Source organism: Curtobacterium sp. PhB25, assembly GCF_004365375.1.
In the GTDB taxonomy this organism is placed as follows: Bacteria; Actinomycetota; Actinomycetes; order Actinomycetales; family Microbacteriaceae; genus Curtobacterium.
In genome coordinates this window covers 497,119-512,338 of record NZ_SODR01000001.1, presented here as the reverse complement: position 1 = coordinate 512,338, position 15,220 = coordinate 497,119, and the positions used below count along the sequence as shown (strand labels likewise).

The window sequence follows — 15,220 nt, the reverse complement described above, 5'->3', positions numbered from 1 at the left end:
GCCTTACCTCATCACAAGGGCTGGTGGCCGGTTCCGGCGATCTCCACAGCCGGCACACCGAGTTCGTGCGCCAGGAACGTCCACATCCACGACAGCGCGACGGTGTTCGTGAGCCCCGGGACACCCTGGGCGATCTGCGTCGCGACACCGTCGCTGTAGGCCGCGAGCTTGAGGGCCACGGTGTCCGGCTCGATCGGTCCGGCGCCGCCCGGGAACGTGCCGGCGTCGGCACCGCGGCGGATCACACGGACCAGACAGGCCTCCCAGACGCGGATCCGTTCGGCGTACTCGGCGGCCACCTCGGGCCGGCGGGCGACCGCGGTCCAGTAGTCGGACCAGATCCGCCAGTGCTGCCGGACCTGTTCGGTGTCGTCGAACAGGGGCGCGACGAGCATCCGCAGCGCCTCGACGGGGTCGGACTCGGCGTCGACGGCGATGACGATCGCCCCGTAGAAGCGCTCCGTCTCGAGCACGACGACCTCGTTGAGGATCTCCGCCACGCTGCCGAAGTGGTACGTCACGGTGCCGACGGACACTCCGGCCTCGGCGGCGATGTCCCGCAGGCCCGTCGCCCCGACGCCGTTCCGGACGATGACGGCACGGGCGGCCGCGACGATCATCGCGCGCCGGACCGCGGGACGCTGCCGGACGCGCGGTGCCGCACCCCCGGCGTCCGCTGCCGCGCCCGGTGCAGCCGCCGCCCCCGGTGCAGCCCCCGCTGCCCCGGTCACGCCGAGGTCCTCGGGACGTCGTCGACGAAGGTCTGCTCGGTGACCAGCACCTCGGGGACGTCCGCGCCGCCGTCGCGGGCCCAGGCCCGCACGGTGTTCACGACGTGGAAGGCCTCGGCGTCGGCGGTGACCTCGGAGGACGTCTCGAGCCGTGCCGACCAGTCCGGCTTCTCCAGGCCGATCGCCCAGCGCGACGACGCCACGGCCGAGTTCGGATCGTCCGACCGGATGCGGTACGTCTCGCGGGCGTCCTCGCTGAACACGAGCCCGTCGGGGTAGACCCGTCCGCCGCCGTACCCGGGGTCGACGTCGAGGGTCCACTCCCCCGTCTCGACGTCGTGCGTGACGGTGCGCTGGGGCAGCTGCTCGGTCGGTGCCACGCGCTCGATCGCGAGCGGCGTCGACCGCTCGGGCTCGTCGAAGCGCACGTCGTCGTCGGTGTCGCGCGTCCAGACCGGCAGGCACACCTCGGACGCCGTCGGGTCGATCGTGACGGTGGCCTCGGTGCCGTGCGGCCAGACCCAGGGCCAGTAGGACGACGACACCGCGATCCGCAGGCGGTGCCCGGCGGCGAACCGGTGACCGGTCGCGACGAGCTGCACCGGCAGCGACGCCGGCTCACCGGGGACCAGCGGGTCGTTCCGGTCCATGCCGTCCCGCTTCGCCGCGTTGAGCACCCCGCGCGTCACGAGGGTCGACGAGCCGTCCGGCGCGACGTCGCACAACCGCACCGTCAGGGTGGCGCGCGGCTGGTCGCTCGTGACCGACAGGGTGACGAGCGCGTTGCCGAGCAGGTCGAACGCCCGGCCGACGGGCAGGTCGAAGCAGACGGAGCGGCCGTCCTCGGCACGCTGGTCCGGTGGCAGGTCGGTCGCGTTGCCGAACGGGAAGAACCGTCCGGCGTCGGCGCCGGTGTGCTGCGGCGACCGGACGACGACCGGCCCGTCCTCGCCGCCGCGCAGCGTCGCGAGCGGCAGCGCGCGCCGGTGCGTCGCCGCCGACGGCCACGCCTCGGCGCCGACCCACCGACCCCGTCGCGACGCGTAGTACGTCGCCGGTGCTTCGCCCTCGTTGATCCAGGCGCGGAGCGCGGGGTCCGCCTCGACGCCGGTGTCGATCCCGCGGAGCCAGCGGTCCCACCAGCGCAGCGTCTCCTGCAGGAACCCGATCGACGGTCCGGGTGCGAGACCGCGGTCCGGGTACTGGTGCGACCACGGTCCGACGATGCCCTTGACCGGGGACTGCACGTTCGACACCAGTCGGAGCACGGCGTCGCGGTACGGGTCCGCCCAGCCGCCGACGGCGAGGACCGCTGCGCCGATGTTGTCGTAGTCCTCGGCGGCGCTGCCGTGCCGCCAGTAGTCGTCGCGTTCCTGGTGCGCGAGCCACACCGGCGTCATCGGGCGGTTCGACTCCAGCCGCTCGCGCCACCGGTCGACCCAGTCCGTACCGACGACCTCGGGCCGCGGCGGCCGCGAGTTGAACGCGAACATCGTCGCGCCCCACGCCGCCATGTCGATGCCGAGCACCGCTCCGCCGACGTAGTGCACGTCGTTGTCGTACCGGTCGTCGGTCGAACACACCGTGACGATGGCCTTGAGGGCAGCGGGCGCCCGCGCTGCCAGCTGCAGGGCGTTGAACCCGCCCCACGAGATGCCGAACATGCCGACGGCGCCGGTGGACCACTCCTGCTCGGCGAGCCAGGCGATCACGGCCTCTCCGTCGCGGAGCTCCTGCTCGCTGTACTCGTCGTCGAAGAACCCGTCCGACGAGCCGCTGCCCCGGATGTCGACCCGGACCGAGGCGTACCCGTGCTGGGCGTACCAGGGGTGCCGTTCCGAGTCGCGGGGCGCGGTCCAGTCGTCGAGCCGGTACGGCAGGTACTCGAGCAGCACCGGCACCGGACCGTCGGGCGACGCCGGCGACCAGATCCGGGTGTGCAGTCGGACGCCGTCGGGCATCGGTATCCACTCGTCGCGGACGGTCACGCCGTCCGGCAGCGAGTCCGGCGCGCCGATGGCGGTGAGGGTCGAAGCGTCGGCGGACACCGAGCGATCGCGGCTCATGCGTCCTCCCAGTTCCGGGTCAGGTGTCCGTCGCCGTGGTCGGTCCAGCCCTCGGTGTGCCGCCAGCGCGGCACCCCGTCGCCGACGTCGGGCAGCTCGGTGCTGCCCGGTTCGAGCGTCGCGGCGAGCAGCGTCGACGTGTACGGGTGGTTCGGGCCGGTGAAGACCCGCTCGGTCGGTCCGATCTCGACGATCCGGCCGCCGGTCATCACGGCGACCCGGTCGGCGACGCCGCGGACGACGGCCAGGTCGTGGCTGATGAACAGGCAACTGAGCCCGCGCGAGCGCTGCAGGTCGGCGAGGAGCGCGAGGATCCCGGCCTGCACCTGCACGTCGAGTGCGGTGGTGATCTCGTCGGCGATGACCAGGCGCGGCTCGGCGGCGAGGGCCCGGGCGATGCCGACGCGCTGCCGCTGCCCGCCGGAGAGCTGTGCCGGCAGCCGCTCGGCGAACTCCGGGCCGAGGCCGACCTGGGTGAGCAGCTCGCCGACGCGCTGCCGCGAGGACGTGCCCGTGAACAGCTTGAGCGGTCGCCCGATCGCCGCGCCCACGGTGCGCCGCGGGTTGAGCGACGTGTCGGCGTTCTGGAACACGAGCTGCACCGCACGACGAAGGTCCGGGGACCGTCCGGCGATCGGCTCGCGCAGGTCGCCGCTCACGGTCCCGTCGTCGAACGAGAACGTGCCCGACTCGGCCGGCACCAGGCCGGCGAGGGCGGTCGCGAGCGTCGACTTGCCACTTCCGGACTCCCCCACGACCGCGAGCGTCTCACGCGGTGCGATCGTGAAGGAGACGCCGTCGACGGCGGCCGGCAGGCCGCGTCCGTAGCGGATCACCAGGTCCTCGGCGGTCACCACGGGACGGACGAGCGGTTCGGGAGGAACGGTTCGGCCGGCCGTGGAGGCGACCGTCGACGAGACGGTCGCCGTCTCGGGCACGTGCCCCGATCCTCCCGGCCGTCGCCCGTCCGGCACCGCGGCCAGCAGGGCACGCGTGTACTCGTGCTGCGGGGCGGCGAAGAGCGCCGCCGTGGCGGCGTGCTCGACGATCTCGCCGTCGCGCATGACGGCGATCTCGTCCGCCATCGCCGACACGACCCCGAGGTCGTGGCTGACGAGCAGGACGGCCATGCCCAGCTGCCGGCCGAGGTCAGCGATCAGGTCGAGGACGGCGGCCTGCGTGACGACGTCGAGCGCGGTCGTGGGCTCGTCGAGCACGAGCACCCGCGGGCGTGCGGCGACGGCCATCGCGATCGCGATGCGCTGCTGCTGCCCGCCGGAGAGCTGGTGCGGGTAGCGGCGGACGATCGCGTCGGGGTCTGGCAGCCGGACCAACCGGACCAGCTCGGCGACGCGCTCGGGGCCGTCGGGTTCGCGGTGGGCGCGCAGAGCCTCGCGGATCTGCTCGCCGACGCGCATCGACGGGGTGAGCGCCTGGCCGGCGTTCTGCGCGACGACGGAGGCGACGCCGCCGCGGAGCTCGCGGCGGCCGGACGGTGACAGCGCGAAGACATCGTCGCCGCCGACGCGGACCGAGCCGCCGACGATCGTCGAGCCCGCCCGGAGGTGCGCGAGCAGGGTCCGGGCGACGGTGGACTTGCCGCTGCCGGACTCCCCGACGAGGCCGAGGGTGCGCCCGGCGGGGATCGCGAAGGATACGCCGCGCACCACGGGGACCAGGCGCTTGCCGGCCGCGTAGGAGATCGCGAGGTCGTCGACGCGGACGATGGGGTCCGTGGCGGTCGCCGTTGCGGCCGGTGCGGTGTCGGTGTGCGTCATGCGCTCACTCCCTTCGTGGCGCGGTCGACGCCGAGCGACTTGCTCAGGCCGTCGGCGGCGAGGTTGAGCCCGATCACCAGGGTCGCCAGGGCGACGATCGGTGCGAGCGTGCCGAGCGGCACCACGGTCAGCGCGGTGCGGTTCTCCTGCACCATCAGCCCCCAGTCGGGCGTCGGTGGGTTGGCGCCGAAGCCGAGGAAGGACAGCGACGCGACGAGCAGCACGATCCACGAGGCCCGCATGGCGTACTCGACGAGCACCACGTCGAGGACGTTCGGCAGGATCTCGCGGAACACGATCGACAGCGCGCGTTCACCGCGGGCCCGGGCGGCCGTCACGTAGTCCTGCGTGATGACGGTGCGGGCGGCACCGCGGACGACGCGGGTCACGGCGGGCGCGTAGACGACGGTGACGGCGAGGACGATCACCCAGAGCCCGGCGTCGAAGACGGTGACCACGACCAGCAGGGCGAGGATCGACGGCACGCTGAGCAGGGCGTCGACGACGCGCATGACGGCCTCGTCGAACCAGTTGTCCGCGTACGCCGTGATGCAACCGAGCACCGTGCCGACCGCGACGGCGATCGTCGTGGCCAGGAAGGTCACGAGCAGGGCGTACCGGCCGCCGTTGAGCGTCCGCGACAGCACGTCGCGGCCGTACTGGTCGGTGCCGAGCCAGTGCGTCCAGGTCGGGCCGGCGAGGACGTCGCCGGCGTTCGTGGCCACCGGGTCGTACCCGGCGATGACCGGTGCGAGCAGGGCGAGCACGACGTGCAGGGCGATGAGGCCGAGGCCGATGCTCAGCGCCGTCGAGCCGCGCAGGGGCGCGAGGGCCCCGGCGAGGACGGCGCGTCCGGGGCGGCGGGTGGCGGTGGCGGTCATGCGGCGGCCTTCCTGGTGCTGCGCGTCGTGCGGGTGCGCGTGCGCGGTCGCCGCTGGCGGGTCCGCAGCTTCGGGTCGAGGGCGAGCGCCACGAGGTCGGCGGCGAGGTTGCAGACGACGTAGATGACGGCGCTCAGGAGCGCGATCGCCTCGATCGTCGGCAGGTCGCGGTTGAAGACCGACTCGAGCATGAGCTTGCCCATGCCGGGGTAGTTGAAGACGTTCTCGACGACGACGACACCGCCGAGCAGCCAGGCGACGTTGAGCGCGACGACGTTGAGCGTCGGCAGCAGCGCGCTCGGCACCGCGTGCTTCCAGACCACGCGGCGCATCGTCAGGCCCTTGAGCTCCGCCGTGGTGACGAACTCGGACGCCATCACGTCGATGGTCGAGGAGCGGGCGGTGCGCACGATGTAAGCGGCCATCGCCAGGGTGAGCACGATGATCGGCAGCCAGATCGTCGGCAGGAGTTCGCCGACCGTGGCGTCGCTCCCCCGCAGCACGACGGCGGGGAAGACCGGCAGGCCGATCGCGAAGAGCAGCACGAGCACGGTCGCGACCATGAACTCGGGCACGCTCATCACGACGAGACTGACGATCGAGATCACCTTGTCGGACGGGCGACCCCGACGGACCCCGGCGAGGACGCCGAGCGTCAGGGAGACCGTGACGCCGACGAGCATGGCGGGCACGGCGATGAGCATGCTGTTCCGGAAGGCGGTGAACAGCGTCGGCGCGACGGCCTCGCCGCTGACGAGCGAGGTGCCGAAGTCGCCGTGCACCGCGCCACCGAGCCACTGCAGGTACCGGAGCCACACGTTCTGGTCGAGGCCGAGGGTCTCGCGGAGCTGCTTCACGGCGTCCGGGGTGGCGTTCTGGCCGAGGAGCTGCTGCGCGACGTCGCCGGGCAGTGCCTGCACGGCCAGGAACACGAAGAGCGAGGCGAGCACGACCGTGAGCACGGCGATGCCGACCCGGCGGAGGACGGGGACGAGGACGTCCGACGGGGTGTTCTTGGTCGTCATCGGCGCAGTCCGATCCGGAGGTAGTCGAACTCGAAGCCGTACTCCGAGTAGTTCACGACGTCGCGGGACAACCCCACGAGCCGGTCGCCGAACATCGGGGTCATGTCGGCCCCGTCCTCGACCACGAGCCGCTGGGCGTCCTGGTAGAGCGTCAGCCGCTTCGCGTCGTCCATCTCGGCGCGGGCGTCGTCGAGCAGCCCGTCGAAGGTCTCGTTCGACCACGCGCTCTCGTTGTAGGACGAGCCCGTGCGGAAGATCTGGTTGAGCAGCTGGTCGATCGGCCGGCCGGTGAACCAGTAGCTCACCATGAGCGGCTTCTGCATCCAGATCTGCGTGTAGTACGAGTCCGAGCTCGCGTTGCGGACCGTCAGGCGGATGCCCGCGTCGGCGACGGCGTCGCGGTAGGCGACCGCCATCGGCGTGAAGACCGACTCGTAGCTCGACGTGTAGATCGAGGTCCGGAACCCCTCGTGACCGGCCTGCTTGAGCAGTGCCTTCGCCTTGTCCGGGTCGTACTCGCGGTGGTCGTCGACGAACGCGGCGAGCTGCGGCGGGACGGGGTTGTCCCACCCGGGCGAGCCGGTGCCCTGCAGGGCGGTGTCGACGATCTGCTGCGGGTCGTAGGCGAGCTTCATCGCCTGGCGGACCCGCGGGTCGCTGAACTCGTCGCTCGTGGCGAGCATCGGGATCGTGTACCACTGGGCGTTCTTCGACCGGGCGACGGTGGCGCGGTCGGACGCGGACACCACCCGAGCGGTCGCGAAGTCCAGGTTCGTCTGCGAGATCAGGTCGATCTGGCCGGCGAGCAGCGCGTTCACCCGGGCGGTGGTGTCCTGGATCGAGTAGAAGTCGATGCCGTCCAGCGCGGGACGCCCGGCGAAGTGGTCGTCGAACGCCTCGACACTGCCGGCACCGGCGGGGGTGAACGCGGAGAGCCGGAACGGACCCGTCCCGATCCCGGTGCGGCCGATGTCGGCGATCGCGGCCGCCGGCACGATGTAGCACTGGTACGCGGTGAGCAGCGACGGGAACTCGGCGTTCGGCTTGGTCAGCGAGAACCGCAGCGTGAACGGGTCGGTCGCACGCATCGAGTCGGCGTCCATCACCTCGCCGAGGACCCCGGCCTGCGGGCTGCCGGTCTTCTCGTCGAGGATGTGCCGGATGCTCGCGATGGCGTCGTCCGCGGTGAAGCGGCTGCCGTCGTGGAAGGTGACGCCACGGCGGAGCGAGAACGTCCACTCGGTGCCGTCGGCGTTCGCGGACCACTCCTCGGCGAGGTCGGGCACGGTGGTGCCCTGCTCGTCGAGCTTGACGAGCCGGTTGTAGAGCGCGCCGAGGTACTCGTACGCCGACAGGGAGCTGGCGGAGTCGAGGGTCTCGGCGGCCGAGGCGGCCGGGCGCGCGATGCGCAGGCGACCGCCGCGTCGGGCGACGCCGGTGGCCGCCGCTTCGGGGATGGTGGGCGTGCCGGCGTTCGCGCCGGAGCTGCACCCCGTCAGGGTGAGCAGGCCGAGGCCGGCCAGGCCGGCGGCGCCGGTGAGGAGCGCTCGACGGCTCGGGCCGCGGGCGTTCCGGGGTTCGGGGACGATGGGCTGCATTCGGGGTGGCCCCTCCTGTAATCGTTCCGGTGAACGATAGAGGGAACCAGGCGATCCCCCAACTCCTGCTCCTCGTCCTCCGGAGTGTTTACGAACTCGTTACACGGGCGCCGCCGGCACGGAGCATGATCGGACCATCCCGTCCGAGGAGGATCATGGCGACGTTCACCAGGGGGTTCGGTGGCCGTCGAGCCGACCGCGACGACACCCGCATCCCGCCCGGCCAGACCCTGGTGCGCGACTGGCCCGTCCTGTCGGCCGGTGCCACGCCCGACGTCGATCCGGCGTCGTGGGTCTTCTCGATCCGCGCCGAGAACGGTCTGCACACCTGGACGTGGGACGAGGTGCACGCGCTCGGCGTCGAGGACGTCACCGTCGACATCCACTGCGTCACCCACTGGACCAAGCTCGACATGCCGTGGCGCGGCGTCCCCCTCGACCGCCTGTTCGAGGACGTCGAGACGTCGCTCGACTACTGCATGGTGCACAGCACCGGCGGGTACACGACGAACGTGCCGCTCGACGAGCTGCTGGACGGCAAGGCGTGGATCGCGTTCGAGGCCGACGGTGAACCGCTCGAGCCCGAACACGGCGGTCCGGCGCGCCTGCTGGTCCCGCACCTGTACTTCTGGAAGAGCGCGAAGTGGGTGAGCGGGATCGTCATGCAGGCGGACGACGAACCGGGCTTCTGGGAGAACGCGGGCTACAACCTGCACGGCGACCCCTGGAAGGAAGAGCGGTACTGGTGACGGTTCCCGACACCGACGTGTCCACCGCCCCGTCCACCGACCTGGAGGCCCGGATCGCGCCCGCCGGTCGGCCCGCGCCCCGCAGGCGGCCGGCCTGGCACCCCGCGACGGTCGCCTCGGTGGAGCGCGAGACCCCGAACGCCCGTCGGGTCGTCCTGGACGTCCCGACGTGGCCGGGGAACGACCCGGGCCAGCACCTGGACCTGCGGCTCACGGCCGAGGACGGCTACCAGGCATCCCGCTCGTACTCGATCGCCTCGGCGGGTGACCGGCCCGACGTCGTGCTCGCCGTCGACCGCGTCGAGGGTGGCGAGGTGTCCCCGTTCCTGGTCGACGCGGTCGAGGTCGGCGACGCGCTCGAGGTGCACGGGCCGCTCGGCGGCTGGTTCGTGTGGCGCCCCGGCGCGTCCGCCCGTCCGGTGCAGCTGATCGCCGGCGGCTCGGGGATCGTGCCGCTCGTCGCCATGGTCACCGCGCACGCCGAGGCCGGGGACCCCGCACCGTTCCGGTTGCTCGTCGCCGTCCGGACCCCCGACGACGTCTTCTTCCGCGCCGAACTCGACCGGGCCGTCGCTTCCGACGCTCCGCTCGAGGTGACCACCGTGTACAGCCGGACCGCTCCACCCGGGTCCGCCGTGCCCGCGGGACGGCTGACCCGCGATGCGCTCGCCGCCGCGGTCTTCCCACCCGACGCCGGGGCGCTCGTCTACGTGTGCGGCTCGACGCCCTTCGTCGAGCAGGTGCTCCGCTGGCTCGCCGACCTCGGACACGACACCACCGACGTCCGTGCCGAACGGTTCGGGGGCAGCTGATGACGGTCGTCGACGGCAACGCGCTCGCGGGGGTCCTGTCCGAGGTGCTCGGTCCGGAGCCGACCGTGACGGTGCTCTGCTGCGCGGGGTGCGGGTCCCGCGGATCGGTCGCTCGCACCGCCGTGTACTGCTCGGCGATGGGCTCCGTCGCCCGGTGCCGGACGTGTGACACCGTGCTCGTCACGGTGGTCGAGGCCGGCTCCGCGCGCTGGATCAGCCTCCCCGGTACCCGTGCCACGCTGATCCTTTTACCCGAGGATCGCGGCTAGCGCAATCGCCGACCGCATCTCGTGCGGAGTTCTTGCGGTTTTCCGCACGCCCCGAACTGGGGTCCAATCCGACCGAGACGATGCTCCGGATGACTCTTCGGGACATCGCTGGGCCACCCACCCGGCGTCTCCACTCGGGGCAGTGCGGCCTCTGCGTCCGGTGGGCGCGGGTACCCGAAGCCTGCGCCCCCGGATGCGCCCGCTCACGGCGCCCGGGAACGACAGAACCCCCGGTGCTGCTCTGTGAGCAACCCCGGGGGTCCTGTTCCGTCCGAGCGGATGACGAGATTCGAACTCGCGACCCTCACCTTGGCAAGGTGATGCGCTACCACTGCGCCACATCCGCATTCGCACGCCGTGTGGGCCGTGCGGAGTCGACTGTACCCGATCCCGGGCCCACGGACGTGTTCTGCGGCAGATCCGGGCGTGTCCGGTGTCGCGAGGCGCGGTCCGGCGCGGCCCGACGCGGTCGTCAGGCGCGGTCATCAGGCACCGAGGAGTTCGATCGGAGCATGAGCTACGTGCACGACAACCCGGGCGGGACCGAGGCCCACGGCGTCGACCTGATCGACGGTGACACCCCCGCCATCCGCATCCTGGTGCACGGCGACCTGCCGACCACGATCGAGCACGAGGGGCGGACCTGGCTCGCCACCGGCGACGCGCACGACGACGGTGACGACCAGGCGCCCCCGATCGCGATCTACCGCCCGGTCTGAGGCGCGCTCGGCGACCGGCCTGGCGCTCGACTGCGGTCAGTGCCCGCGGACGTCGCCCGTCAGGATCGCGTGCTCGGCGCCGGCCGACAGTTCGTCGTGCAGCGCGTCCGCGAAGAACTCCCCGGCGCCGAGGCTGACCAGGTGGGTGAGCGCACCGGTGACGTCCGTCAGGGCGGGGTTCCACTCGTCGTGGAGGGACGCCCGGACGTGCCCGGACTCGTGCACGACGACGACCCCGATGTGGTCGTGGGCATCGCCGACCTCGAGCACGGCGTCGTACACGACGGGTTCGGTGTCCTCGCCGAGGGGTTCCAGGTGCACCTCGCCGATCCCGGGCCACTCGGTGCGGAACACGGGCAGGTCCGGTGCGTGCAGGTGCGGGGCGCGCTCGTCGGTGACGGACTCGATCTCCCCCGACGTCAGGTACTCGTCGACGACCTCGTGGATCCGGTCGTGCAGTCCGGGCTCGTACTGCCACCAGCGCTGGTGCACGGCCCGGAGCCAGTCCTGCGTCGCGGCGTCGGCCGAGGCCGAGGTCCCGACCAGCTGCGGTGCCGTGCCGGGCGATCCGACGACCTCGAGCTGCTCGTCGTGCGTCTCGACGGTGATGGACCCGGTGGCCTCGTCGGGGTGCACGCCGTGGACGTCCTCGGGGGCCGCGGCCCAGATGCTCGCCGGGAGCTTCGGCGGCAGGGCGAACGCGACTGCGATCGCCGGACGTGCCAATGCTTCGTCGAGCGCGTCGCCGAGGTGCACCTCGTCCGAGCGGGACCCCATGACGATGCCGCCGGTCGGGGGCACGGCGGCCAACCGCTCGAGGTCCTCGTGGTCCGCGTTCATCGACGCGAACACAGGGGTGTCCGCCCACCGGACGAACTCGCCGGCCGCACGGTCCTGGTCCTCGAACGGCACGTTCCAGACCGAGGGGTCCGCGAGCACCCACGACGCCGTACGACCGGCGGGGCCACGACGCACGGCGTCGACCACGGCGGGGACGAGCCCGGGCAGCCCGCGGTACGCCGGGCGCACGGTGAGGCGGTCCAGCGCGAGCAGGTCCGGCTTGCCGAGCATCTCGGCGGCGTGCGTCTGCAGCGACAGGAAGGTCTCGCCGGTGGCGTCCGGCACGACGATCGCCGCGGCGAAGTCACCGTCGACGTCGGACACCTGGTAGCCGAGCACGAGTGCCTCGACCGACTCCGGCGATCGGCTCGTGTACGCGGCGACCTCGGCGACCGACACCGCTTCGGCCTCGTCGTCGGTGATGGGCACCCGGACGTCGATCACCCACCGGTCGACGTCCTGGCCGGGGTAGGCGTCGCCGTCCTCGTCCGAGATCGTGATGTGCACGAGCCGCAGGGAACCGTCCCACGCGTCGTGGACGTGCTGGGCGATGGCGGCTTCAGGGTCGTCGGTCACGGACGCCACCGTATCGGTGGCGGACCGGGCACGTGGTCAACCGTGCTGCGCGACCATCGCGTCGACGCTCCGCATCGCGGTCGCCAGGATGGTGAGCACCGGGTTCACCCCGCCGTTCGTGACGTGCACCGAGCCGTCGGTCACGCGCAGGTTGTCGTGTCCCCACACCCGGCCGAACGGGTCGACGACCGACGTCGCCGGATCCGTCCCCATCCGGAGCGTGCCGGCCTGGTGCTGGCCACCGCTCGTGCCCCGGACCGGACCGTGCAGCTCCGCCACGCGCGTGGCGCCGGCCGCGCGCAACCAGTCGCCGCTCCGGGCGCTGGTGTGGTCGCGAGCACGGACGTCCTCCGGGTGGACCCCACCGCTGAACGACGCCACCGGGATGCCGTACCGGTCCGTCACCGCGGGGTCGACCCGGACGCGTGCGTCGGCCGTGGTGACCTCCTGGATCGGCCCCATTATCCGCATGCTGCGCCGCGCCAGGTCCCGCATCGCGTGCTTGCCGTCGAGCCCGGATCGCGGCGCGAGCCCCGTGCCGACGAGGTACTGGTACGTGTTCGACGGCGTCGCGATGAACTCGTTCGCCAGGATCCCGCCACCGATCTGCCCGGGCACGCCGTGCCGGTAGTCGGTGGTGGCGATCGACGGCCCCGGTCCGAGACCGTCGTCCACCACGTCGTCGAAGACCCCCATCGCGCCGCCGTAGACGTGGCCCTGCAGGTGCCGGCCGACCTGGTCCGCACCGTTGCCGATGCCGTCGGGCTCCTGGTCGCTCCGGCTGTTCAGCAGGAGCCGTGCCGACTCCACCGCTCCGGCCGCGACGACGACCTCGGCGGCGTCGACCTCGGCCCGCCAGTCGCGGCCGTCCGCGGTGCCGACGATCGTGACGCCGACCACGCGGCCGGCATGGTCCGTGCGCAGTCGGGCGACCCGCGACTCGAGCACGATCGACGCGTTCCCGGTGGCGAACGCGCGGGTCAGCATGGTGTTCTGGCTGCCGTTCTTGGCGTCGACCGGGCACGCGAAGCCGACGCACATGCCGCACTGTTCGCACGCGCGGCGACCCAGGTACGGCGTCGAGTTGATCAGGAGCGGGACGTGCACCGTCGAGATGCCCAGGGCGTCCGCGGCGGCGGCGAGCCGGTCCCGCGCTGCCCCGGACGGCAGCGGTGGCATCGGTCGCGCGCGCGAGCGCTCCCCGGACCACGGACCGTCGACGTCACCGCCGCTGACCCCGATCTCCCACTCGGCGCGCTCGTACCAGGGCTCGAGGTCGTCGTACCCGAACGGCCAGTCGGCCAGCGCACTGCCGTCCGGCACGCCGTACGTCGATGCCATCGCGAAGTCCCGCGGCCCGAACCGCCAGGCCTGGGCGCCGTAGACCCGTGTGCCGCCGCCGGCCGTGACGGCGTTGTTGTGCCACCCCGGCGACGAGGGCCGGAGCACCAGGAGCTCGCGACCGTCCGCCACCGTCCGCGGGTTGCCGACGTCGGACGGCCCCGACCGCGGTGCGACGCCCCAGCTCGACCGCGGGTTCCGGATGTGGTCACGGCTGAGTTCCGCGGTGCCGGGCCACCCACCGGCCTCGACCACGAGCACGCGCCGACCGGACTCGGCGAGCCCGCACGCCGCGACACCCCCGCCGGCGCCCGACCCGACGACGACCGCGTCGTACCGGTCGGCCAGCTGCGACGGGTGCACGACCGAGGGCGCTGCGGTCGGTACCGGTACCGGCACGCTCCAGCCGTCCGGCGGACCGGGCTGCCACCCCACCATCTCCCAGGACCGCTCCCCCGCGTTCCCGCCGTTCCCCGCGTCGGCGTAGTAGCCCGCGGCCACGAGCTCGGCGAACCAGGTCCAGTCGGGATCGTCCTCGTCCTGGGGCTCGTCGACGCCCTCGTGGTCGTCCGCGTGCTCGACGACGGCTCGGAGCCGGCCCAGCCAGTCCGGCCGGTCGACCAGCACCCCGGCCAGGAACTCGAGCGCGCCGGCCTCGGACGCCGACGGGTACTCGTCCGCCGGCACCACCTGGTCGACCAGGGAACGGAGCCGTTCGTCGTACGTGCGGAGGAACTCCTGCGCTGCGGTGGCCGCGTGGTCCGTCATCGGTCCTGCCTCTCGAGCAGCGCCGGTGCCGCCCCACGAGCACCGTAACGGACACGGGAGCGTCCGGGGCCGGGCTCAGCCGCCGATGCCCTCCAGGTCGAGCAGGTCGTCGTCGCTCAGCACGACGGCGGCCCCCTCGACGTTCTCGCGCAGGTGTGCCCGCGACGACGTGCCCGGGATCAGCAGGATGTTCGGGGAACGGCGCAGCAGCCACGCCAGGGCGACGGACATCGGCGTCGACCCGAGCCGTGTCGCCACGGTCGAGAGCACCTCGGACTGCAGCGGAGAGAAGCCACCGAGCGGGAAGAACGGCACGTAGGCGACCCCCTCGTCGGCGAGACGGTCGATGAGCGGATCGTCCTGCCGGTTCGCGAGGTTGTACATGTTCTGCACGGACACGATCGGAGCGATCCCCTGCGCTTCGTCCACTTGGCCCAGCGTGGCGTTGCTCACGCCGAGGTGCCGGATGACCCCCTGTCGCTGCAGGTCGACCAGCGTCTCGAACGCCGGGGCAATCGGCCCCGCGACCGGACCGTTCGCGTCGCCCAGCCGCAGGTTGACGAGGTCCAGCACGTCGACGCCGAGCGTCTCGAGGTTGTCGTCGACCTGCGCACGCAGTTGGTCGGGTTCCCGAGCTGTCGGCCAACCGCCTCGGGCGTCCCGCCGCGCACCGACCTTCGTCGCGATGACGAGGCCGTCGGCGTACGGGTGCAGCGCCTCGTGCAGCAGTTCGTTGACGACACGGGGGCCGTACGTCTCGGCGGTGTCGATGTGCGTGATGCCGCCCGCGACGGCGTCCCGGAGCACGGCGACAGCCTCGTCGTGGTCCTTCGGTGGCCCGACGACCCGGGGACCGGTGAGCTGCATCGCGCCGTAGCCGAAGCGTGCGACCGGCCGGTCGCCGAGGGTCCAGGTGCCGCCCGGCAGTCGAGGGGTGGTGGTGCTCATCGGATCTCCTTCGAGGGCGTGCCGACGCCGAGGGCGCAGCGCACTCCTGACAGCCTGCTCGCGTGGGCAGCGGCTCGCACGACACCGACGCGCGTTCCGGCCCACTTGCAGCGGACGGC

Annotated in this window: 13 protein-coding genes and 1 tRNA gene; 4 read left to right on the top strand and 10 right to left on the bottom strand. The window is 72.6% G+C overall.

Going from position 1 to position 15,220, the window contains the following annotated elements:
- Positions 1 to 11: 11 nt before the first annotated feature.
- The 6 genes from EDF51_RS02350 to EDF51_RS02325 are packed head-to-tail and all read right to left on the bottom strand — an operon-like array spanning position 12 to position 8,079.
- Positions 12 to 731, bottom strand: a complete 720-nt coding sequence (locus tag EDF51_RS02350) for a TetR family transcriptional regulator C-terminal domain-containing protein (RefSeq protein WP_243837064.1) — start codon at positions 729 to 731, stop codon at positions 12 to 14.
- Positions 728 to 2,797: a CocE/NonD family hydrolase gene (locus tag EDF51_RS02345; RefSeq protein WP_134193775.1), complete on the bottom strand. Its 2,070-nt coding sequence runs from the start codon at positions 2,795 to 2,797 to the stop codon at positions 728 to 730. The genes EDF51_RS02350 and EDF51_RS02345 overlap by 4 nt, the downstream gene beginning before the upstream one ends.
- The gene (locus EDF51_RS02340) at positions 2,794 to 4,575 is read right to left on the bottom strand and encodes an ABC transporter ATP-binding protein (RefSeq protein WP_134193773.1); all 1,782 of its coding nucleotides are present in this window, start codon (positions 4,573 to 4,575) and stop codon (positions 2,794 to 2,796) included. The genes EDF51_RS02345 and EDF51_RS02340 overlap by 4 nt, the downstream gene beginning before the upstream one ends.
- Positions 4,572 to 5,456 (bottom strand): ABC transporter permease, encoded by an 885-nt coding sequence (locus tag EDF51_RS02335; RefSeq protein WP_123292790.1) that lies wholly within the window; start codon positions 5,454 to 5,456, stop codon positions 4,572 to 4,574. The genes EDF51_RS02340 and EDF51_RS02335 overlap by 4 nt, the downstream gene beginning before the upstream one ends.
- A complete protein-coding gene (locus EDF51_RS02330) occupies positions 5,453 to 6,481 on the bottom strand; it encodes an ABC transporter permease (protein ID WP_131880041.1) in 1,029 nt (342 codons plus the stop codon). The genes EDF51_RS02335 and EDF51_RS02330 overlap by 4 nt, the downstream gene beginning before the upstream one ends.
- Positions 6,478 to 8,079 carry an ABC transporter substrate-binding protein gene (locus EDF51_RS02325; protein WP_123292788.1) on the bottom strand — a complete coding sequence of 534 codons (1,602 nt, stop codon included), beginning with the start codon at positions 8,077 to 8,079 and terminating at the stop codon, positions 6,478 to 6,480. Before EDF51_RS02325 ends, EDF51_RS02330 begins: the two co-directional genes overlap by 4 nt.
- A 155-nt stretch (positions 8,080 to 8,234) precedes the next feature.
- On the opposite strand from EDF51_RS02325, the gene EDF51_RS02320 reads away from it, so the two are divergent.
- The 3 genes from EDF51_RS02320 to EDF51_RS02310 are packed head-to-tail and all read left to right on the top strand — an operon-like array spanning position 8,235 to position 9,909.
- Positions 8,235 to 8,828 (top strand): molybdopterin-dependent oxidoreductase, encoded by a 594-nt coding sequence (locus tag EDF51_RS02320; RefSeq protein ID WP_134193771.1) that lies wholly within the window; start codon positions 8,235 to 8,237, stop codon positions 8,826 to 8,828.
- Positions 8,825 to 9,640, top strand: coding sequence for a ferredoxin reductase (locus EDF51_RS02315; RefSeq protein WP_243837063.1), 816 nt, complete (start codon positions 8,825 to 8,827; stop codon positions 9,638 to 9,640). The genes EDF51_RS02320 and EDF51_RS02315 overlap by 4 nt, the downstream gene beginning before the upstream one ends.
- Positions 9,640 to 9,909, top strand: coding sequence for a DUF6510 family protein (locus EDF51_RS02310; RefSeq protein WP_134193769.1), 270 nt, complete (start codon positions 9,640 to 9,642; stop codon positions 9,907 to 9,909). Before EDF51_RS02315 ends, EDF51_RS02310 begins: the two co-directional genes overlap by 1 nt.
- 274 nt (positions 9,910 to 10,183) lie before the next feature.
- Here the strand turns inward: EDF51_RS02310 and EDF51_RS02305 are convergent.
- A tRNA-Gly gene (locus EDF51_RS02305) sits at positions 10,184 to 10,255 on the bottom strand.
- A 166-nt stretch (positions 10,256 to 10,421) separates the two neighbouring features.
- On the opposite strand from EDF51_RS02305, the gene EDF51_RS02300 reads away from it, so the two are divergent.
- The gene (locus EDF51_RS02300) at positions 10,422 to 10,628 is read left to right on the top strand and encodes a hypothetical protein (RefSeq protein ID WP_111084081.1); all 207 of its coding nucleotides are present in this window, start codon (positions 10,422 to 10,424) and stop codon (positions 10,626 to 10,628) included.
- Positions 10,629 to 10,664: 36 nt separating this feature from the next.
- Here the strand turns inward: EDF51_RS02300 and EDF51_RS02295 are convergent, their stop codons facing one another.
- The 3 genes from EDF51_RS02295 to EDF51_RS02285 all read right to left on the bottom strand — a co-directional run bounded on the left by EDF51_RS02295 (position 10,665) and on the right by EDF51_RS02285 (position 15,101).
- Entirely contained in the window at positions 10,665 to 12,044 is a 1,380-nt protein-coding gene (locus EDF51_RS02295; RefSeq protein ID WP_134193767.1) for a hypothetical protein, read from the bottom strand.
- 36 nt (positions 12,045 to 12,080) lie between these two features.
- Entirely contained in the window at positions 12,081 to 14,153 is a 2,073-nt protein-coding gene (locus EDF51_RS02290) for a GMC oxidoreductase (protein ID WP_134193765.1), read from the bottom strand.
- Between the two features lie 75 nt (positions 14,154 to 14,228).
- On the bottom strand, positions 14,229 to 15,101 hold the full coding sequence (locus EDF51_RS02285) for an oxidoreductase (RefSeq protein ID WP_134193763.1): 873 nt from the start codon (positions 15,099 to 15,101) through the stop codon (positions 14,229 to 14,231).
- Between the last annotated feature and the right edge of the window lie 119 nt (positions 15,102 to 15,220).